This is a genomic window from Oceanobacillus sojae, from assembly GCF_007991515.1.
In the GTDB taxonomy this organism is placed as follows: Bacteria; Bacillota; Bacilli; order Bacillales; family Amphibacillaceae; genus Oceanobacillus; species Oceanobacillus sojae.
In genome coordinates this window covers 12,587-33,026 of sequence record NZ_BJYM01000009.1, presented here as the reverse complement: position 1 = coordinate 33,026, position 20,440 = coordinate 12,587, and the positions used below count along the sequence as shown (strand labels likewise).

The following is a 20,440-nucleotide window of genomic DNA, read 5'->3' as shown; positions in this document are numbered from 1 at the left end:
ATGCTGATTAAGGCATCAATAGAAAAAGATACTACATCCAAGTTTTACAAAGGAGTGCATATCCATGGCAAAAGAAATTTTAAGCACAGAGAATATTGAATTAGGTGTACAAGTCTCGTCTAAGGAGGAAGCAGTTCGTTATGTCGGCGGTATTTTATTAAATAATGGCTATGTGAAAGAAAATTATATTGATAAAATGCTGGAGCGTGAAGAAATTGCAACGACCTTTATGGGGAATTCTCTAGCAATTCCGCACGGTACAGAAGATGCGAAAAAAGAAGTTATAGAAACAGGGCTTTCTGTTGTAACTGTTCCAGACGGTGTTGACTTTGGCGATGGAAATATTGTGAAGCTTTTGATCGGTATTGCTGGAAAAGGAGATGAGCATTTAGAAATTCTTTCGCAAATTGCTATTATTTGTTCGGAGGAAGAGAATGTAGAGAAATTGATACAGGCATCTTCCAAGGAGGAAATCATTACACTCCTTAATGAGGTGAATGAATAATGAAGGCTGTTCATTTTGGAGCCGGAAATATCGGCAGAGGTTTTATTGGACTTTTACTGGACCAGTCAGGATATGAGGTTACCTTTGTAGACGTCAATGATGAGGTAATCACAGCAATTAACCAGGATAAATCCTATCAGGTTCATTTTGCTGACGACATAAGTGAATCCAGCACTGTTCAGCATATATCAGGTATAAATAGTATGAAAGATCCTAAAGCTGTAACAAATGCAATTATAGAAGCTGACATTGTCACAACAGCAGTCGGTCCGAATATCCTGCCAATTATCGCCAAGGCTATTGCAGAAGGGCTTGCTGAAAGAATAGATATCCAGCGGAAGCCACTGGCGATTATTGCCTGTGAAAATATGATTGGCGGGAGTACGTTATTAAAGGAATATGTCTATCAGGAGATTGATGAAGTGGACAGGGAAGGCTTCGATGATTTATTTAGCTTCCCGGATGCTGCTGTAGATAGAATTGTACCGAATCAAACGAATGAGAATCTACTGGATGTTACGGTAGAACCCTATTTTGAATGGGTTGTAGAAAAAGCATTTATTCAAGGTGAATTGCCTGAAATTAAAGGAATTACCTATGTGGATGAACTCGGGCCATATATTGAGAGAAAACTGTTCACTGTAAATACCGGCCATGCGGCAACAGCCTATTTAGGGAGCTATCATGGGTATAAAACCATTTTTGAAGCTTTACAGGATAAAACAATTCTTGATATGTTAAACGGAGCATTAGAGGAATCAGGCCAGGCTTTAATAAAGGCATATGGGTTTGATGTGAAGGCACATGAAGCTTATATCCAAAAAATCATCGGCAGATTCCAAAATCCGCATATTTCTGATGAGGTAAACCGGGTTGCCAGAGGGCCGCTCCGTAAGCTCGGTCCCAAAGACCGCTTTGTAAGGCCGGCAAGCATGTATTTGGAGTTTACCTCTGCTGCTCCAAAATATCTGTCTAAAGCAATGGCGGCAGCTTTGCTATTTCATAATCCAGCAGATGAAGAAGCTGTCCAGCTTCAGAAAATGATTCAGGAAAAAGGGGTAAAGGCAGCTTTTACTGAGGTGAGCGGCTTAGAGCAGGATTATCCTATTACGCAGGCTGTTATATTAGAATATGAAAAAATGAACTGAGCATATGTATAAAAAAGATGGAAAAGCTGACAAAGCTTTTCCATCTTTTTTAAGTGTCTATTATTTCACCAGACCCAGCTTTTTCAAGCCATTAAAAATACCTGATTCTGTAACAGGTGTTGTTTGAAAATCTGCATATTCAACTAGTCTTGGATCTGCATTTCCCATTGCAATACCAGTGCCGACAAACTTGAGCATTTCTCTGTCATTCATCCCGTCTCCGAAAGCAATTACTTCAGAGGGAGAGATATCCAGGTGATTCAGCATTTGCGCAATAGCTACTCCTTTATTGACAGAGGCACGCAGTACATCATAAGATTCACTGGCATGCTCTACATTTACTTTAGTGAGATGAAAATCGTCTGTGACTTCAAAATCTTTTATCTGATCAGCAGAAACATTAATTGCGGAGGCAGAAATAATTTTATCAGCAACCTCTGCAGTGAATAGTTTATTTTGATACAGCTGGAATACTCTATTAAAACTCTCAACATGTGGACTTGTTAATGAAGTAAAGTAATTATTTTCTGTCGTGTAGAGGACAAGCTCGCTTTCACTCTGACCGGCAACGGATACCATTTTTTCAACATCTTCCTTATTCATTGGTGCGTTAAAAATAACATCTCCCTGGTAAAGGGCGTAGGCGCCGTTATAGGTAATAGAGGATGTGATTCCAAAATCAGCAGTTAAATTTTGAATATCAACGAATGGTCTGCCTGTACATAAAAAAACTTCCAAACCTGCTTCTTTTACTTGTTGAATCGCTTCCAGGGTGGATGGTGCGTAGGTATGGTCGGGCTGCAAAATAGTTCCATCAATATCTAAAAAAAGTGCTCGATAGGTCATTATAATCTCCTTTTCATCTTAAAACTATGATTATTTTATCATAATGTTAAAGGAATGCCTAGTAGTCAGCGGTTAGTACTAATAAAAAAGTGAGATGCCGATTTTCATCAGCATCTCACCATATATTTACCATTACAATGCCTGATCATCAATGTTATCAAGCCAATCTTCAATGAATGAAACAGCATCTTCAACCGTTCCTTCTTCAAACGGAGATTTCAGATCAGCCGATTGAACAAGCTCTAAAAACGGCTGGGAACCGCCTAATTTACATAGGTCGATATAGTCCTGCCAAGCTTTTCCGCGATTTTCCTGTGATTTCTTTAAGAATTGAAATGCACAAACTTGAGCGAGTGTATAGTCAATATAATAAAATGGATCCTCATAGATATGCCCTTGCTTTTGCCAGAACGCTCCTGATTCTAAGCTTTCAATGCCATCATAATCCCGATGCGGCAGATATTTCTTTTCTAAATTACGCCAAGCCTGGTTACGTTCTTCTGGCGTCCAGTCAGGATTTTCGTATACGAGATGCTGAAACTCATCTACAGCAACACCGTATGGAAGAAACTGAATAGCATCAGATATATGCGCATATTTATACTTTTCTACTTCCTCTTTAAAGAAATTTTCCATCCATGGATATGCGAAGAATTCCATACTCATGGAGTGAATTTCAGCAGATTCACTTGTCGGGAAGTAATACTCCGGTACAGAAAAATGGCGGCTGGAATAAACTTGAAAAGCATGTCCCGCTTCATGTGTCAACACATCAATATCTCCGGACGTTCCATTAAAATTAGAGAAAATAAATGGAGACTGATAGTCTTCTATATAGGTGCAATAACCGCCACTTTCTTTGCCTTTCTTTGCCTCTAAATCAAGCAGCTCACGGTCCAGCATATACTGGAAGAATTCGCTGGTTTCTTCCGATAATTCATCATACATTTGCTTGCCGTTTTCGATAATCCATTCCGGTGTGCCCTTCGGAGTAGCATTGCCAGAGGAAAAAGCAAAGGATTCATCATAGAATTTCAGAGAATCTACACCAATTCGTTTTGCCTGTTTTTCATAAAGCTTTGTTGCAATTGGTACAATAACTTCTTCTACCTGCCTGCGGAAGCGCTTGACCATTTCAGCATTATAATCAATACGCTGCATACGAAGGTAGCCAACCTCGACAAAGTTTTTATAGCCCAGCTTCTCAGCTATTTGCTGGCGTGTTTTTACTAAATCATCATAGATTGAATCCAGCTTTTCTTTATTCTCAGCGAAAAAGCTTTGACGAGCCTCCAGTGCTTCTTTACGAGTTTCACGGTCTGGGTCCTCTGAAAAAGGTCCAAGCTGTGCCAATGTATAAGATTCCCCTCTGAAGTTAATATCTGCAGATGCAATCAATTTTGAGTAAGCAGATGTCAGCTTATTTTCTGCCTGCAGCAAAGGAATGATTTCTTTTGAGAAAGATTTGATTTGACATTCTGCGAGATCGAATAATTGTGAACCATATTTGTCCCGGAGCTGTCCTTCAAAAGGAGATTTCAGGAGCTCTTTATAAAAAGCTGTAGCTAGCTCCTGGATTTCCGGTAAATGTTCATCAAAAAAATCTCTTTCGTTGTGATAAAATTCATCACGTGTATCAATGGAAGCACGAATAAATACAAGATTATACATTGTTGAAAGATGATTTCTAATAGCATTAAGTTCATCAATAGCATTAATTGCTGCATCGAGGGAAGCGGCATTTTGAAACTGCTCCAGCTTTTGATAAAAATCCTCTTTTACTTTCGGAATATTCGGTCGTTCATAAGTATAATTTGCGAACGTTTGCATTTGTACTCCTCCTTATATTTATATTGAAGAAATAGAACATATCTTTTTAATTATACCTCTATTTGGAAAAAATGTATGCTTTTTTTAGATGAAAAGTGACAGCCTGAAGGAAAATACTAAATTCTATAATCAGCAAGAAAAAAATCTGTAACAGATAATAAAGTCTTATTGAATCTTATCTATTAATTTCTCCATTTCTTGAGCAAGGATTGACAGATGAAGAAAAATTCGGTAAAGTTGCTTTATCAATGAAAAGCGAGTGATCAGTATGCGGCGAGGTATTTCTTTATAAGTAAACTAAAAAAACATGGATTTTAATGTTTATTTGTTGTGCTTTTATAGAAATACTCTTGAACTCTGTGAAGAAGGACTGATCAAAGACTTCTATGGTATGACAAGAGTGTTTTTTTGGCAAAACCATAGAAGTCTTTTTTTTTATGAAAAAAATTATTAATGTTGGAATTGTCGCCCGTGTTGACGCCGGGAAGACATCTTTAACTGAATCAATATATAGTCTGGCACATCCAGATTATCAAAAAGGAAGCATTAAAAAGGAGAATATGCTGACCGACACATTAGATATAGAAAAAGAGCGCGGGATTACCATTAAAACCAATTCTATTTCCGTAGACTGGCAAGGTACAAAAATCAATATATTAGATATGCCCGGGCATATTGAATTTTTTGGAGAAGTCATTCGTTCTTTATCCGTTGTTGATATTGCTATTCTTTTGGTATCGAGTAATGATGTTTTACAGCCTCAAACAAGACGAATATTTGATGTTTTATCTGAAGCCGGTATTCCAGCAGTTATTTTTGTGAATAAAGTAGATTTATTAACAGCGAATTCTAAAGAGTTAATAAAAGAGATGTCTGAAAAGCTTTCTGATCGGCTAGTAGAAATGGACAAAATAGAAGAAATAGAAACGAAAGAAAGAATAATTGAGAAAAGTGAATCTTTGTTGGCGCAATATCTTGCTGATCATAAAATAAAAACGGATAGGATAGCTGAAGCGTTGAGGCATCAATTTCTTGAGCGTAACATGTACCCTGTATTTAAAGGATCTGCCATTAAAAATTTGGGCGTAAGAGGGTTACTCGACTTTCTCACTGAGGCGTCTGCTGTCATGAATAAAGCAAGTGATGTACAGTCTGCTGTCGTTTATAAAGTAGAATTTGTTAGAGGGCGGAAACAGACCTACTTGAATTTACTTTCTGGAGAGCTGTCCCGGGGAGAATATGTAAAAATAAACGAAGAGATGAAGTTAAAAATTAATAACTTATTGTGTTTAAAGGACAATCAATTTGTAGAGGCAGCAAAGGTAAATAGCGGAGACATTTTTATGCTGCCAGATGTAGAGGACCTTGAAATTGGAGATTTTATAAATACTTTGGAAGAAAAAACGATTCCAGTTCAGTTACCGACTTTAAAAACAACTTTTCATATTGGGGAGCACGAACGTTTTATTTTATTAAACCTTTTAAGTAACCTTTGTTTAGAAGATCCGTTATTAAATTTGCAAATTGAATCAAAGACAAATGAAATCAGTATGATGACCTATGGCACGGTTCAACAAGAATTCATTGAAGATACCTTAAGACAAATGTATCCTTTTGAAACATTGTCTTTATCCTTACCACAAGTATTATATAAGGAAAAGGTGAAAAAAATGGGGCGGGCACGAATTGAAATAGAGGAGCCCATTAATTCATATTGGGCGGAAATCATGCTGAAAGTGGAGGGAAATGAAGGCTTAGGTATACGGTATAAAAGTTTAGTAACTACAGGTTATCTAAAACAATCTTTTCAGCGGGCAATTGAACAAGGTATTAATCAAGGAATAGAGATGGGATTATACGGCAGGGCTTTAATCGATATAGATATTACATTGGAAGATGCTTTATTCTACAGTCCTGTAAGCACACCATCTGATTTCCGGAAGTTAGCCCCTTATGTTCTCTATAAAGCTTTATTGGAGGCAGGGACCACCATAATGGAACCCAATATTTCATTTGAATTGTTTGTTCCAACAATTTTTTTGGGGAAAGCGGTTAGTGAAATAGGACGGGAAGATGCAGAAATTCAAGACATTAAAGAATTAAAAGATGAATCCGTTATTAAAGGAGAAATGAATCAGTCCAACTTTTTAAAATTAGAAAGCCATATGGATGAATTATTTAGTGGAAAAGGATATTTGAAATATCAAGTAAGCGGATATCGGCCAACGATGGAAAAATCCGTATACCAGCAGATTGAAGTAGATCAAATGAAAGCACTGCTGTTAAAAGAGAATAAAAAATTGTAAGCAGTTAATGTAAAGTATAAAGGTATTTTATTGAAAGGAAGTACTCTGTAAACACGGGTACTTCTTTTCTATGCATAAGGAAAATAAAAAAATTCACTGCTTTAATAACGTATGGCTTTAGTGTATATTGACTTTCCTATAGTTCAATTGTAAACTGAAGGTAGTGTAATTAAATAATAGCGGGGTGAAGAAATGGTAGAAACAGTCATCACATTCGGAGCTATTTTAACAGCGATTACAGCACTTATTAGTATTTTTCTAGTTAAAATGACCTCTAAAGAATCCCATGCTGGCTACTATCCAAATGTATTCTTGGCATTGGTGGGAATTTTATTAATTCTTATAGCATCAATCGCACCGAAAGTTGATTTTGCAGGAGCTGGATTTGGTGGAATCGGAATCGCTTGTATGTTTGCAGGTGCAATCGGATTCATTATTTCAGCAGTTATGGACTCTTACAAAAATGTAGAAGCGTAATAAAAAAGCAATGTCTGTGGAGAAATGCAGACATTGCTTTTTTATTATAGTGTGAACGTCCTCTTATATAACTAATCTATTTTAACAATTTGTTCATTTTCCTGTTTAATTTGTCCTCGCTTTAATAAAGTCCCCAAGGCACGTTTAAAGGCTGATTTACTGATTTGAAAGGTTGCCCGGATTTCTTCGGGATCACTTTTATCATGAAAAGGGATGATGCCGTTGTTGGCTTCCAGATGCTTTAAAATGACATCTGCATCATCGGATAAGCTATCCTGCTTTAATGGGCGCAGTGTCACATTAATGGAACCATCTTCTTTTACAGCAATCACTCTTCCTTCAACCACCTGCCCGACACGAGGCTCTTCTTTTCTTTCTGTACGATGGATAAAACCGCGATAGCCTTCACTCGTAATTAAGGCTGCTCCTTCTTTATTTGTATAATAAATTGTGCCAATCACTGTTTGCTGATTCAGCTGTTCCGGTGCTGCGAAAACATTGGTGGCAATAATATTTTCAGAAGCGGGAACTCCTAATAAACGTCCTTTTTTATCTAACTGCAAGGTAATATATAGACGATCTCCAGAGCGTGGCCAGCTCTCCTGGAATAAAGGTAGGGAATCTTTGGAGACAAGAATGTCCTTTGAAGTGCCAATGTTGACGAAAACACCTAAACGGGGGACAACACCCACAACTTCCGCCCAATCATAAAGTCCAAGCGTAACGGATGGTAAATATGTAGTGGCATTTACTTGTCCTTTTTTATTTAAATAAAGAAAAACATCCACAGACTGTTCCACTTCTAAAGCTGACTCTGTTTCATTATGATGCAGGAGAACTTCTTCTCCATAGGCAGATAAAACATATCCAGTATCTATTTTTCGTAACACAGTCATTGCGATGATTGAACCAATAGGTAAACCTGTCGGCATATAAATACTCCTTTCAAAACATTTGTAATTTGGAAAAGGGATACTCTCTTAAAAGAGTACCCCTTTATGATTAAAGTAACACGTGATATCAAAATTAAATTTAATATGAGTTTAAAAAGTTCCGGCTAATGTCCCTCTTTAAACATAATATTTAATTGAGAATATATAAATTCTCTTCTAATTTGAGTTATTAGCTTATTTTAAATTGATCAGCCAGATATGCTGACCATCTGATCCGTATAACGCTTACGGAATTGTCCGCGGTAAAATTCTAAAATAATCTTTTCTAACTTAAGCAATGCAGCCCCAAACCTTCTGCTGCATCCTTGCGGCCCCTTAGCCGCGCCAGTGTGAATAAGCATTTTCAAAAAGCATTGCAGAATGCCAAATCACAGCTGTTACTTATTAACTTTCTTAGTATGAACTTTTTTTGCCGGTTTGTCAACTTTTCGTATTAAAAATGAATTTTAGACAACGAATGATAAAATCCAGTTGACCGGATATGATACACTTGAATTAATTGAAAAAGCATGGAGAGGTACATATGTTATTATTTATTGAAGTTATTTTACCGATTATGGCTGTATTTGCTGCTGGATTTATTTTGCAGCGTATTCGTGTGTTAGACGTACGTTCGGTGTCAGCTGTTTGTTTGTATATTCTTTCACCTGCACTTGTTTTTGTGACATTGTATGATGCAGAATTTGATTCAGGATTTTTAGTTATTTTAATTTTTATGTTTCTATTATTTTATGTGATGGTATTTATTAATAAAATACTGGCAAAAATTTTTGGCTGGGACGGAAATAAAGAGAGTGCTGCTATCCTTTCAACAGGCTTTATGAACTCTGGAAACTATGGCCTGCCTGTCGTTTTGTATAGTGTCGGGACTGCTGCTGTACCATATGCGATTTTTATCATGGTGATTCAGGCATTGCAGAATAATTTCTTTGGTGTCTACTATGCGTCAAGAAGTACGAGCGGAATGCGGAGAGCATTGGAAAATATATTGAAAATGCCGACAACCTATGCAGCAGCTCTGGCATTTTTCTTTTCATTGCAATCCATTACCATACCAGACTATATACATTCCACATTAGAAATGGTCGGCAATGCTGCTATCCCTGTGATGATGGTTATGCTTGGTATGCAGCTAGGATCATTAACAGCATTGAAAATAGACTGGCAGATCGTTCTTTCTTCTGTTACCTTAAAAATGATTGTTGCACCAATATTGACAAGCATTTTTGTATGGCTCGTTCCGATGGACCCTTTGATTGGAACTGTTTTAATTATCATTTCTGCTATGCCAACAGCAGCAACAACAACAATGTATGCCATTGAATTTGATACAGAACCGGAGCTGGTATCCACAATTACGTTTATTTCGACGGTAGTCAGTATAGTTACAATTACGGTTTTATTGAATATTGTGACGTAGCATCAAAAAAAAGCAAGAATGATTTAGTTATATAAGGAAAAGGGAATAGCATCTGACTGGTTCGGTTAAAAACTGGTCAGACGCTATTTTTATTTGTTGAAGCCCTTTATTTAAATAAAAAATGAGTTGTTAAAAATAAAAAAGAGGAAAACTCCATTTTATTTTTAAAAAATGGTGGAAATATTCATTTTTATTGTTATAATAATTTTATAACCTATCAATCAACATAAATTCATTTTTCTCTTTGTGTGAATTTCGATATACTATATATGCAAGAGAATAGCAGGAAAGATATACTTCATCAGTATTGTATCGTTTTTGAGGATATCGAAGAAGGGAGAGAAGATGAAATTGAACAAACAGAAAGAGTTTCATGATGAAGTTCAATTTATAGCCAAAATATCGAGCTATCAGAATACATTTACAAAATCCGAAAAAAAAGTATCAGATTTTGTGCAGGCAAATATGGAATCAACTATATATATGACTGTAACAGAATTAGCAGAACGTATAGGAGTAGGGGAAACAACAGTACTGCGTTTCTGCAGGAAAATGGGTTTCAAAGGATATCAGTCCTTTAAAATGGCTGTTACAAAAGAAGTAGCAAAATCCACTCATGATGTATTTGATGAAACAAATAAAGATGAATTTAATGAAACGGATGAAGTGCATTTTATTGTTCAAAAAGCACTCTCTAATAATATTCAGGCTTTAAAAGAAACAGCAACTATTATAGAAACAAGTGAATTAGAAAAAGCTATCGATTATATTATTTCAAGTAAACGAATTATCTTTTATGGAGTTGGTGTATCAGGGAATACAGCAGCAGATGCCAGAGATAAATTTATCCGTATTGGACGCTCTACAGAAGCATTTGTTGACTCGCATATGCAAGCAATGTCTGCAACAACTTTGACAAAGGAAGATATGGCAGTAGGCATTTCTGTAAGCGGTAGCACAAAGGATACTGTTGATGCCTTAAAAATTGCCAAGGAAAATGGAGCAAAGATTTTATCTATTACTCATTTTACGCGGTCACCAATTACCAAGATATCAGATGTAGTTCTGCTGACTGGCGGAAGAGAAACAGCGCTTCAGGGTGGATCCATGTCTGCAAAGATTGCGCAATTATTTGTGATTGATATGCTATGTAATGGAGTTGCCAGCCAATTAAAAGAGAAAGCACTTCAATTTAAAGAGGCGACTGCAAAAGCAGTAGCTGATAAAGCTTATTAATATTATTAATAAAGACTGGACGGAGAAAGGAGCAGTAAAAAATGAAATATATCCCGCTGACCATGGTAAGAAATAATTTGTCAGATATTCCTCAATTCTCTCTGCCCAATGGATATCGAATCCGACTTTTTGAAAAAGGGGATGAACATCATTGGGCACGAATTGAAACAAGTGTAGAAGAGTTTAAAAACGAAGCAGCAGCATTAGAGCATTACGAGAAGGAATTTGGTTCGTTTAGAGAAGAAATGACGAAGCGCTGTCTGTTTATTGAGACAGAAGATGGAGAAGAAATAGCAACAACTACTGCCTGGTATGGTGATTTAAAAGGGGATGGAGAAATAGCAGGCAGAATTCATTGGGTAGGCGTCACTCCGGCGTATCAAGGTAAAAAGCTTGCCAAGCCTTTAATGACAGCGGCAATGAATACCTTAGCTGAATATCATACCCAAGCATATCTCACTACCCAGACAACAAGTTTTCAAGCTATTAATATGTACTTAAATTACGGGTTTGAACCATATCTTACGGAACCTGCTTGTGAAGAAGGCTGGGTATTAATGGAGCAAACGCTGAAGCGAAAAATTTTAAAATGAAATGAAAGGGATGTTCCAAAAGCCATCAATGTTTTTGAACACATATTTAAAGGAGGAAGACAATGATTAAGGCAGCTATATTTGATTTTGACGGACTGATTCTAGATACAGAAACTGCTTGGTTCGATGCTTATAAGGAGGTTCTCCGGAGTCAATTCCAATTTGATTTACCTCTGGGAGAATTTGTGAAATGTGTAGGGTCAGATGATACCGTTCTTTTTTCATATCTGCAGAATGAATTGGACAATCGTCTGAATGTTAATTCTGTTCGTAATGAGGCCAGAAAACTGCACAGTCAATTTGTCCACGATGCAAAAGCTAGAGAAGGCGTGACAGATTATCTGAAAGACGCGAAAGATGAAGGTTTAACGATTGCTCTGGCAACAAGCTCAACAACTGAATGGGCAACAACACATTTAACGAATTTAAATTTGCTTTCTTATTTCGATTTTCTGGTCACCCAGGACATGGTAGAAAGGGTGAAACCGGCACCGGATATCTTTTTAAAAACACTTGAAAAATTAGATTTAGAAGCTCAGGAAGCAGTAGTTTTTGAAGATTCTCTAAATGGATTAATTGCTGCACAGGAAGTAAACCTCCCGACAGTTATTATTCCGAATCCAGTTACCGCTGCATTACCTTTTGAGAATTATCATTTAAAATTAAATTCAATGACAGATATGCCTTTACATGAAATCTTAAAAACACTGAACAGATAAAAAAACTTCATTAAAGGAGAGTTTAGATTTTTTGTAATGCATTTTAAATGCGCATTGTGTACAAATGAAGAGAAGGTCAGGTGGAAAAATGTTAAAAGAATTAGAAGGTGGATTAGTTGTATCCTGTCAAGCTTTAGAGGGTGAGCCGCTTCATGGCTCATCTCATATGGCTTCGATGGCTCTGGCAGCAAAAGAAGGCGGGGCTGCAGGTATTCGGGCGAATGGACCAGATGATATTAAGGCAATTAAGAAGAAGGTTGATTTACCGATTATCGGTATTTTAAAAAAGGAATATCCAGGCTTTCAGGCTTTTATTACAACAACAAAAGCAGATGCAAAACTAATTGCAGATGCTGGGGCCGATATCATAGCTGTTGATGCAACAAATGGTACAAGATCAGAAAAATTACCAGAATTAATTGAGTATATAAAAAAGGATCTAAATAAGCCGGTAATGGCAGATGTAGCAACTCTTCAAGAGGGAGTGCAGGCAGAAGCCCTGGGATGCGATATGGTGGGGACAACGTTATCCGGATATACAGAGGATACAAAAGGAAGACCCAGACCGGATTTTGATTTAATGGAAAGCCTAGTAAATACGTTAAAAGTACCTGTAATAGCAGAAGGAAATGTTGATTCCCCGGAAAAAGCGAAAAAGGCAATTGATATTGGTGTAGCATTTGTTGTCGTTGGAGGAGCGATTACAAGACCACAATTAATTACCAGAAAATTTGCGGAAAGACTGAAAAGAAAATGAGAAATGCAATAGGAGTAGACATTGGTGGCACAAAGATAGCAATTGGATTGGTCCAAGAGGATGGTTTGATTTTAAAAAAGGAGGAATTTACCACCTTAAAAAATGAAAATGGAGAGAAAATTCTCCAAACAATTACAGAGAAATTACCTTTCTTCTATGACGAAAATACAACAGGTATAGGTGTTGGATCTGCAGGACAGATTGGACTTTCCGGCACGGTGCTTTCGGCAACGGATACGTTCAGCGATTGGCAGGGTCTGCCGATTCAAACTTGGCTGGAAAAAGCGACAGGGCAGCGCGTTGCAGTTGTTAATGATGTGCAGGCAATGGGATTGGGAGAGCAATTCTTTGGAACAGGGAAGGGTGTAAATAATTTTCTTTGTGTAGCGGTGGGAACAGGGATTGGAGGAGCGATTATAGCAGATGGAAAACTTCAGCGCGGTCATTCTGGAGCCGCAGGAGAAGTTGGTCACATGGTGTTATACCCAAACGGGAGGAAATGTCCATGTGGAAACCAGGGCTGTTTTGAGGCATATGCTTCCGGTACAGCGTTAGAGGAACTATATGCTGAAACTTTTAAGGAGGTGAAGAAAGGACAGGAAATTTTTAAAGAAGCTTTAGCTAATAACGAGAATGCAGCTTTTATCATCAATCAGTATGTAGAAAATGTAGCAATTGGATTGACAACGCTGACAAATATGTTTAATCCGGAAAAAATCATTCTGGGAGGCGGGGTATCCGGCTCATTGTCACCGTTTCTGACAGATATCCGTGAGCAGGTTCAAAGCAATGTAAATAAAATTAATAAAGATGTAAAGATTGAATTATCATCACTTGGCGGGAATGCCATGATAATAGGTGCAGCAAGCCTGGTACTGTAAAAGGATGTTCAAAAAGACCTCAAATGGTAAACGGCGAATCTCGGCAGTAGCGTTTTTTCACGATGGGACTGGAGCTGCGATTACTCGTCTGAGCGAAAACCTTTATAGACAACAAAGATGTCATCACACACTTGCAAGTCCGTTCGTAAAAAGTTACTTTGATCTGCTTCTAATTTGATTACTTTTTGAATTGTATAAGTTGAATTCTTAAATTTATCTTTTGTGTCTAACATGACAAATTACTTATTTCATGGTTAACCATTCAATTAGCGTAGTGTTTTTCCGGAGCGAATGCTAGAAAGTAAAATCTTTATTACAACTTATCTAGCAAATTAATTGAATCTATCAAATATAAAGGAGATGGGTATATTGAATAAATTAAATGTAGCTGTAATTGGTATGGGAGTAATGGGGCAATCACACGCAAGAATTTATTCGGAGCTGCCTCATGTAAATTTGGTAGCAGTTCACGATATTAATCAGGAGCACGCAGAAAATATGGCTGAACAATTTCAGACCACTGCTGTTCATAATTTAGAAGAGTTGTTGAAGGACGAGAATGTGCATGCAGTCAGTATCTGTACATCAGATGATCAGCACTTTGAGGTTGCCTGCAAGGCTTGTGATTATCATAAGCATATTCTGATTGAAAAACCATTGGCTGACAATGTAGAAGATGCACAAGGGATTATTGATAAAGTGAAAGAAACTGGCGTAAAAATGATGGTTGGCCACACATTACGCTGGGACCCAAGATATTATCATGCAAAACAGGCAGTTGCAGCGGGGAAAATCGGTGAACCGGTTCATCTTCATTCCAGACGTAACAATTCTTATCAGAATGGAAGAAGATTAAAAGGAAGAACGTCAGTAGTGATGTTTTTAGGTGTTCATGATTTAGATGCTATTGAGTGGATTACAGGAGATAAGATTGTGGAAGTTTCTGCAGTTGAAGTAAGAAAGCGCTTAAAAGAATTTGATACGGCAGATGCTATTATCACCACACTAAAATTTGAATCTGGAACAATCGGAAGCTATGAGACAAGCTGGGTGTTGCCAGATAACCATGTAGAACTGGATGCTAAGCTTGATATTACCGGGACAGACGGTGTAATCAATATTGATATTCTTGACCAATCTATCCGGGTATTTGAAAAAGACCATAAGATTACATTCCCGGATACTATGTATGGAGTGGATCTATATGGAACACAGACTGGAATCATGAAAGAAGAACTGAGTACTTTTGTGAATAATGTTTTAAATGATAAAGAATTTCCTATTTCAGTGGAAGAAGCGCTGAGAGCAGTCAAAGTTGTCAGAAGTATCGAACAATCACTTGAAACCGGTCAGCCGGTAAAAGTGAATTAATAAAGAGCTGGTCATAACAAAGGGGGCTGTAACGAATGAGTGGGCAAAAGAAGAGTATTCGTTCAAGGATTCAAACGTATGGCAGTAATTTAAGCAGTATGATTATCCCTAACCTTGGAGCTTTTATCGCATGGGGGATTTTAACAGCAATCGCTGTACCGACGCAATTGGAGCTTTTCACTAATTTTATTAGTCCGATGCTGAACTATCTGCTGCCATTACTGATTGGTTTTACCGGCGGACGTCTGCTTCATGACTTTCGCGGAGGGGTTGTAGGAGCTGTTGCAACAATGGGGGTCATTGTTGCAGCGGATATACCGATGTTTATCGGAGCAATGATTATGGGGCCGCTGGGCGGATTAGCTATTAAAAAATTCGACCAGGTCTTTGAAGGTAAAATTAAGTCCGGATTTGAACTGCTGGTTAATAATTTTTCAGCAGGAATAATTGGTGCAATACTGGCATTATTTGGATCAATCGCTATTGGACCACTTGTGAGTGCGTTTACTAAAGTGTTGGGAGCAGGAGTGGACTTTTTGGTAAGTCATGGGCTTCTCCCGCTCGTCAGTATCTTTATTGAACCGGGGAAAGTAATGTTTCTCAACAATGCGATTAACCAGGGAATTTTAAACCCGATTGCAAGCAGTCAGATAGAGGAAACCGGGAAATCTATTCTTTACTTACTCGAAGCAAACCCTGGCCCTGGTTTAGGAATCTTGCTGGCATTCATGCTTTTCGGCAAAGGAGCAACGAAAGCCTCTGCCTATGGGGCCGGTATCATTCATTTTATCGGTGGAATTCATGAAATCTATTTCCCGTATGTATTAATGAAACCGCTATTAATTATTGCTGCTATTTTAGGCGGGATGACTGGTATATTTACGTTAACCGTTTTTGATGCCGGCTTAGTGAGCGTGGCTTCTCCGGGAAGTATTATCTCTATTCTGTTAATGACAGCTTCTGATAGTTATATTGGTGTTATTCTAAGTGTTTTATTTGCAACAGCAGTATCGTTTGCCGTGGCATCGATTATTCTTAAGTTTGATAAAAAAGGCGACAGTGATGATCTTGCAGAAGCAAGTAAAAAAATGGAAGCAATTAAAGGGAAAAAGAGCAGTGTTGTTTCCGGATTGAGTAATTCCGGCCAAACTGAAAATAATGCTTCAGCAATGGATTTTGGCAATGTAAAGCATATTATATTTGCTTGTGATGCAGGTCTTGGATCAAGTGCTATGGGGGCATCATTGGTTAAAAAGAAACTAAAGGCTGCAGGGTATGAGGAGATTACTGTTAAAAATATTGCTATTAGTAATTTACCAACCGAAGCAGATATTATTTTCACACATAAAGAGCTGACAGACCGGGCAAAAGCCAAGCAGCCTGATGCTTATCATATTTCTATTGATAACTTCCTAAACAGTCCATCCTATGATGAAGTTGTAGAAAAAATTAAGAATGCCGGAAGCTTTGATAGCGAGCATAAAATGAATGAAATACTGACAGAAGACAATATTAAGCTGTCCGGGGAAGCAAAGGATAAAGAGCAAGCAATCGCTGAAGCAGGAAGAATCCTTGTGGAGCAGGGGTATGTTTCCGATGATTATGTGGAGAAAATGTTCGAAAGAGAGAAAAGTGTATCAACATATATGGGAAATCTCTTAGCCATTCCTCATGGTACAGACAATGCGAAAGAAGAAGTCTACCAATCCGGCTTAGCAATTGTATTTTATGATAACCCAATAGATTGGGATGGAAATGAAGTGAGATTAGTTATTGGTATTGCCGGCAAAGGAAATGAGCACCTTGAGCTATTGTCTTCTATAGCTACCAGCTGCTCTGAATTAGAAAATGTGGAGAAATTAATTAAGTTAAAAAATAAAAAAGATGTTATAGCATTCTTTGCGCAGGAAGAAGAGTAATCTTTAAGTACGTGATCAAAAAGGCTGATAAATAGGACCAAGAAGTTCAAGGCGATTAGCATTTTCCGAACGGAGCGTATGCTTTATAATACGTGAGTAACGCTTTTGGTGGGGCGAGTAATCGCAGTCCCATTGGAAAATGCTCGTCAACGCAGAAATTCGCTGTGTCATCTTTATTGGACTTTTTGAAGGTCCTCTTTAAGTTATAATAAATAAATCACCGTATCGAGTTTATTTGATACGGTGATTTTGTCTGGTTCCAAGGTGATTTAATGTGCAGTAACGAATTTGAAATGAATCAGCTTCCTTTAGAAAAATATACTCAATGTTTTCAGAAAGCTTAAGACTAGCCGCTAAATACATTCCAGCATCCCAAGGTAATAAGAAAAACTGACGGTAAAAAGGATAGACGCTGTAAGGCAGGTATTCTCCATAAATAACTTCCGAACATAATCCCGCTATACAAAAAGACTCCACTCATGCAGGCTGTTAATAAAGCTGTGGTAAAAGGAGAGTATCCAAGCATAGCAGCTCCAATACCGGCTCCAAATGCATCAAGTGCTAAAGCAAATCCTAACAGAATGGATTCATTCAGAGAGATAATACCAGATTTATCTAAATCAGCTTCCTTTGGGCGGCTGAGCACTGTTCTCACATTTTCCAATTTAACATTGGATGAGGGCTGCTCTTTATTTTCTGCTGTGTTTGTTTCTCTTGAGCGAAACATGGAAATAAGGGAGAAGAAGCCTAAAAAAATAAGAATGCCGCCTCCAAGCATACTTGCTCCTTGAGGAGAGATAAAAGAGCGTAAGAAATCTCCGACCTCCATCGATAGATAGACAATCATTCCTGAGCAGAACATAATAACAGTTAAGGAGAGTAAAGGAACTTTAATTTTTCGCATACCATAGGTTATTCCTACACTAAATCCATCCAGACTTACTGCAATAACGAGTAAAAGCATACCTGTATATATCATATAAAACATCCTTTTTCTAATAAGTACAAGTAAAAGCTTCTGAGGGTAGCATGAAGCTGTATCGTTCTAATAATTTTTGTGTAGGATATTCTATGTTTTCAGGGGCAATGTGTGCCTTGATTGAACGTGTTACAAGGAAATATGTTAAAGTAGTAACAGAATAGAAACCGATAAAAAGAGGGATATAAATGAGTAAGACAGTAGTATTAGCAGAAAAGCCGTCTGTAGGTAAAGATATAGCAAGAGTCCTTGGCTGTAATAAAAAAGGTAATGGTTATCAGGAAGGGACAAAGTACATTGTGACCTGGGCGTTAGGACATTTAGTTACCTTAGCAGATCCAGAAGTCTATGATGCAAAATATAAAACATGGAGTATGGAAGATTTACCGATGCTTCCCGATCATTTGAAATTGGTTGTGATGAAGAAGACAGGTAAGCAATTCCAAACCGTAAAACAGCAGTTGTCACGTCAAGATGTAAGCAATATTGTTATTGCTACCGATGCTGGAAGAGAAGGAGAGCTTGTTGCCAGATGGATTTTGGAAAAAGCTCATGTCAAGAAGCCGGTTCAGCGTCTATGGATCAGCTCTGTTACAGATAAAGCAATTAAAGATGGCTTTCGAAACTTAAAGCCTGGAAATCAATATTGGAATCTGTATCAATCAGCTGTAGCGCGTTCGGAAGCAGACTGGTATGTCGGTTTAAATGCGACAAGAGCATTAACAACAAAGCATAATGCTTCTTTATCCAGCGGTCGTGTACAGACACCTACGCTTGAAATGATTGCCATGCGCGAACAGGAAATTAATCAATTTAAGCCAAAGACGTACTATCAGCTGCAGGGAAAAACAAAAGGCGGATTTGTGGTAACCTGGAAGGATAAAAAGAACCAATCCCGTATTTTCTCAAAGGAAGCAGTGGATAAATTAAAAGCAAAAGTATCCAAAGAAAAATCAGTTATTTCGCATGTGGATAAAAAGCATAAGAAAAAACATGCGCCGACACTATATGATTTAACGGATTTACAGAGGGACGCCAACCGGATTTATCAATTTTCGGCGAAACAAACATTATCTGTTTTGCAGAAATTATATGAACAGCATAAGCTTGTTACGTACCCAAGAACTGATTCAAGGCATTTATCTGCGGATATGGTATCTACATTAAAAGAACGTGTAAAAGCCAGTGGTGTAGATGAATATGCGAAAGCAGCGGGGAAAATCTTGAGAGAAGATTTACGGATCAGTAAAGCTATTGTGGATAACAGCAAAGTAACTGATCACCATGCGATTATCCCTACAGAAGAACCGGTAGATTACAGTGCATTGTCTAATCAGGAACGGAAAATCTACCAGTTAATTGTGCAGCGCTTTTTAGGTGCTCTTTCCAAACCGTATGAATATGAGCAAACGAGCATTACCGTAGAAGCAGCAGGGGAAACCTTTGAGGCAAAGGGAAATAGAATTGTTGCTTCAGGCTGGAAGGAAATTTACCAGCACCAGGCAGACGATGAAGAAGAAATTCGTTCCAGTGTTCCTCAAGTTACGAAAGGGGAGGAAATGGCTCTTACCTATACGATTAAGGAAGGTCAGACAACACCGCCGGAACGCTTTACAGAGGGAAGTCTGCTGCAAGCAATGGAAAACCCGACGAAATATATGGAAACGAAAAAGCAAGAGCTTGTAAAAACAATGAAGCAGACAGGCGGCATTGGAACGGTTGCTACTCGTGCAGATATTATTGAAAAGCTGTTCAATAATCAATACATGGAGCTGAAGGGCAAATATATCTATCTGACCTCGACAGGAAGGCAGCTGTTAGAATTAGCACCTGAAAAGCTCCGTTCTCCAATCTTAACAGCAGAGTGGGAGCAAAAATTAGGGCAAATTGCTGATGGCAAGCTAAAGAAAGAAGCCTTCTTAAAAGAAATCAAGACGTATACAAAGCAGGCTGTTCAAGAAATAAAAGCAAGTGAAGAAAAGTTCAAACATGATAATATGACAGGGACAAAATGCCCGAAATGCGGTAAGCTGATGCTGGAAGTTAAAAACAAGCATGGTAAAAGGCTGGTCTGCCAGGATCGCAGCTGTGGCGGTAAAAAGAATATCGCAAAATATACTAATGCGCGCTGTCCTAAGTGCCATAAACGTTTAGAACTCCGCGGCGAAGGCGAGGGTCAAATGTTTATGTGCTCCTGCGGGCATCGTGAAAAGTTATCTACCTTCCAGGCCAGAAAAGAAAAAGAAAAGAACCAGAAGGTATCTAAAAAAGATGTCAATAAGTATATGAAAAAGCAGGATGATTTTAAAAACAATGCTCTTGCAGATGCATTGGCGAAGTTAAAAGATCGTTCCTGAGTGAATAGAAATGGTAAAGTCCCCACAATAAAAATGGGGACTTTTTCATCTAATGAAACGAAGAACAAGGATATAAAAAATGATTTTTTAAGTAGGTATTTGCTGAGATAGGAAGTACATCATTTCAATACTAAAAGACCTTA

At 37.9% G+C, this 20,440-nt stretch carries 17 protein-coding genes; 13 read left to right on the top strand and 4 right to left on the bottom strand.

All coding sequences use genetic code 11. The features are described from left to right. Nucleotides 1–64: 64 nt before the first annotated feature. Both OSO01_RS11490 and OSO01_RS11485 read left to right on the top strand, forming a co-directional pair. Nucleotides 65–505, top strand: coding sequence for a PTS mannitol transporter subunit IIA (locus OSO01_RS11490; protein ID WP_077601879.1), 441 nt, complete (start codon nucleotides 65–67; stop codon nucleotides 503–505). Beyond that, a complete protein-coding gene (locus OSO01_RS11485; RefSeq protein ID WP_147210582.1) occupies nucleotides 505–1,653 on the top strand; it encodes a mannitol-1-phosphate 5-dehydrogenase in 1,149 nt (382 codons plus the stop codon). Before OSO01_RS11490 ends, OSO01_RS11485 begins: the two co-directional genes overlap by 1 nt. A 60-nt stretch (nucleotides 1,654–1,713) precedes the next feature. Here the strand turns inward: OSO01_RS11485 and OSO01_RS11480 are convergent, their stop codons facing one another. Together OSO01_RS11480 and OSO01_RS11475 are read right to left on the bottom strand one after the other, a co-directional pair. Continuing rightward, nucleotides 1,714–2,499 (bottom strand): Cof-type HAD-IIB family hydrolase, encoded by a 786-nt coding sequence (locus OSO01_RS11480; protein WP_147210581.1) that lies wholly within the window; start codon nucleotides 2,497–2,499, stop codon nucleotides 1,714–1,716. Between the two features lie 132 nt (nucleotides 2,500–2,631). Beyond that, nucleotides 2,632–4,329, bottom strand: a complete 1,698-nt coding sequence (locus OSO01_RS11475) for a M3 family oligoendopeptidase (RefSeq protein WP_147210580.1) — start codon at nucleotides 4,327–4,329, stop codon at nucleotides 2,632–2,634. A 437-nt stretch (nucleotides 4,330–4,766) separates the two neighbouring features. Here OSO01_RS11475 and OSO01_RS11470 point away from each other — a divergent pair, with 437 nt between their 5' ends. After that, nucleotides 4,767–6,635, top strand: coding sequence for a GTP-binding protein (locus OSO01_RS11470; protein ID WP_147210579.1), 1,869 nt, complete (start codon nucleotides 4,767–4,769; stop codon nucleotides 6,633–6,635). 192 nt (nucleotides 6,636–6,827) lie between these two features. Further along, nucleotides 6,828–7,112 (top strand): hypothetical protein, encoded by a 285-nt coding sequence (locus tag OSO01_RS11465; RefSeq protein WP_147210578.1) that lies wholly within the window; start codon nucleotides 6,828–6,830, stop codon nucleotides 7,110–7,112. A 71-nt stretch (nucleotides 7,113–7,183) separates the two neighbouring features. Here the strand turns inward: OSO01_RS11465 and OSO01_RS11460 are convergent, their stop codons facing one another. Beyond that, nucleotides 7,184–8,044 (bottom strand): CvfB family protein, encoded by an 861-nt coding sequence (locus OSO01_RS11460; RefSeq protein WP_147210577.1) that lies wholly within the window; start codon nucleotides 8,042–8,044, stop codon nucleotides 7,184–7,186. A gap of 544 nt (nucleotides 8,045–8,588) precedes the next feature. Between OSO01_RS11460 and OSO01_RS11455 the strand changes: the two genes are divergently transcribed. The 8 genes from OSO01_RS11455 (at nucleotide 8,589) to OSO01_RS11420 (ending at nucleotide 16,961) form a co-directional block, all read left to right on the top strand. Continuing rightward, complete coding sequence (locus tag OSO01_RS11455; protein ID WP_147210576.1) at nucleotides 8,589–9,485, top strand: AEC family transporter; 897 nt, start codon at nucleotides 8,589–8,591, stop codon at nucleotides 9,483–9,485. A gap of 345 nt (nucleotides 9,486–9,830) precedes the next feature. Beyond that, complete coding sequence (locus tag OSO01_RS11450; protein ID WP_147210575.1) at nucleotides 9,831–10,721, top strand: MurR/RpiR family transcriptional regulator; 891 nt, start codon at nucleotides 9,831–9,833, stop codon at nucleotides 10,719–10,721. Between the two features lie 41 nt (nucleotides 10,722–10,762). Continuing rightward, on the top strand, nucleotides 10,763–11,314 hold the full coding sequence (locus OSO01_RS11445; protein ID WP_147210574.1) for a GNAT family N-acetyltransferase: 552 nt from the start codon (nucleotides 10,763–10,765) through the stop codon (nucleotides 11,312–11,314). A 62-nt stretch (nucleotides 11,315–11,376) separates the two neighbouring features. Further along, entirely contained in the window at nucleotides 11,377–12,033 is a 657-nt protein-coding gene (locus OSO01_RS11440) for an HAD family hydrolase (RefSeq protein WP_147210573.1), read from the top strand. 88 nt (nucleotides 12,034–12,121) lie between these two features. Beyond that, nucleotides 12,122–12,790: an N-acetylmannosamine-6-phosphate 2-epimerase gene (locus OSO01_RS11435; RefSeq protein ID WP_147210572.1), complete on the top strand. Its 669-nt coding sequence runs from the start codon at nucleotides 12,122–12,124 to the stop codon at nucleotides 12,788–12,790. After that, nucleotides 12,787–13,671 (top strand): ROK family protein, encoded by an 885-nt coding sequence (locus tag OSO01_RS11430; protein WP_147210571.1) that lies wholly within the window; start codon nucleotides 12,787–12,789, stop codon nucleotides 13,669–13,671. The genes OSO01_RS11435 and OSO01_RS11430 overlap by 4 nt, the downstream gene beginning before the upstream one ends. 369 nt (nucleotides 13,672–14,040) lie before the next feature. Continuing rightward, nucleotides 14,041–15,042 carry a Gfo/Idh/MocA family protein gene (locus tag OSO01_RS11425; protein ID WP_186813646.1) on the top strand — a complete coding sequence of 334 codons (1,002 nt, stop codon included), beginning with the start codon at nucleotides 14,041–14,043 and terminating at the stop codon, nucleotides 15,040–15,042. A 35-nt stretch (nucleotides 15,043–15,077) separates the two neighbouring features. Beyond that, entirely contained in the window at nucleotides 15,078–16,961 is a 1,884-nt protein-coding gene (locus tag OSO01_RS11420; protein WP_147210569.1) for a PTS mannitol transporter subunit IICBA, read from the top strand. Between the two features lie 346 nt (nucleotides 16,962–17,307). On the opposite strand, the gene ytaF is transcribed toward OSO01_RS11420, so the two are convergent. Then, on the bottom strand, nucleotides 17,308–17,940 hold the full coding sequence (gene ytaF / locus OSO01_RS11415; protein WP_147210568.1) for a sporulation membrane protein YtaF: 633 nt from the start codon (nucleotides 17,938–17,940) through the stop codon (nucleotides 17,308–17,310). Between the two features lie 188 nt (nucleotides 17,941–18,128). Between ytaF and OSO01_RS11410 the strand changes: the two genes are divergently transcribed. Further along, nucleotides 18,129–20,297, top strand: a complete 2,169-nt coding sequence (locus tag OSO01_RS11410) for a DNA topoisomerase III (RefSeq protein WP_147210567.1) — start codon at nucleotides 18,129–18,131, stop codon at nucleotides 20,295–20,297. Nucleotides 20,298–20,440: the final 143 nt, after the last annotated feature.

Coding starts and splice junctions, on each gene's coding strand:
- OSO01_RS11490 (WP_077601879.1), top strand. CDS start 65: ATGGCAAAAGAAATTTTAAGCACAGAGAATATTGAATTAGGTGTACAA.
- OSO01_RS11485 (WP_147210582.1), top strand. CDS start 505: ATGAAGGCTGTTCATTTTGGAGCCGGAAATATCGGCAGAGGTTTTATT.
- OSO01_RS11480 (WP_147210581.1), bottom strand. CDS start 2,499: ATGACCTATCGAGCACTTTTTTTAGATATTGATGGAACTATTTTGCAG.
- OSO01_RS11475 (WP_147210580.1), bottom strand. CDS start 4,329: ATGCAAACGTTCGCAAATTATACTTATGAACGACCGAATATTCCGAAA.
- OSO01_RS11470 (WP_147210579.1), top strand. CDS start 4,767: ATGAAAAAAATTATTAATGTTGGAATTGTCGCCCGTGTTGACGCCGGG.
- OSO01_RS11465 (WP_147210578.1), top strand. CDS start 6,828: ATGGTAGAAACAGTCATCACATTCGGAGCTATTTTAACAGCGATTACA.
- OSO01_RS11460 (WP_147210577.1), bottom strand. CDS start 8,044: ATGCCGACAGGTTTACCTATTGGTTCAATCATCGCAATGACTGTGTTA.
- OSO01_RS11455 (WP_147210576.1), top strand. CDS start 8,589: ATGTTATTATTTATTGAAGTTATTTTACCGATTATGGCTGTATTTGCT.
- OSO01_RS11450 (WP_147210575.1), top strand. CDS start 9,831: ATGAAATTGAACAAACAGAAAGAGTTTCATGATGAAGTTCAATTTATA.
- OSO01_RS11445 (WP_147210574.1), top strand. CDS start 10,763: ATGAAATATATCCCGCTGACCATGGTAAGAAATAATTTGTCAGATATT.
- OSO01_RS11440 (WP_147210573.1), top strand. CDS start 11,377: ATGATTAAGGCAGCTATATTTGATTTTGACGGACTGATTCTAGATACA.
- OSO01_RS11435 (WP_147210572.1), top strand. CDS start 12,122: ATGTTAAAAGAATTAGAAGGTGGATTAGTTGTATCCTGTCAAGCTTTA.
- OSO01_RS11430 (WP_147210571.1), top strand. CDS start 12,787: ATGAGAAATGCAATAGGAGTAGACATTGGTGGCACAAAGATAGCAATT.
- OSO01_RS11420 (WP_147210569.1), top strand. CDS start 15,078: ATGAGTGGGCAAAAGAAGAGTATTCGTTCAAGGATTCAAACGTATGGC.
- ytaF (WP_147210568.1), bottom strand. CDS start 17,940: ATGATATATACAGGTATGCTTTTACTCGTTATTGCAGTAAGTCTGGAT.
- OSO01_RS11410 (WP_147210567.1), top strand. CDS start 18,129: ATGAGTAAGACAGTAGTATTAGCAGAAAAGCCGTCTGTAGGTAAAGAT.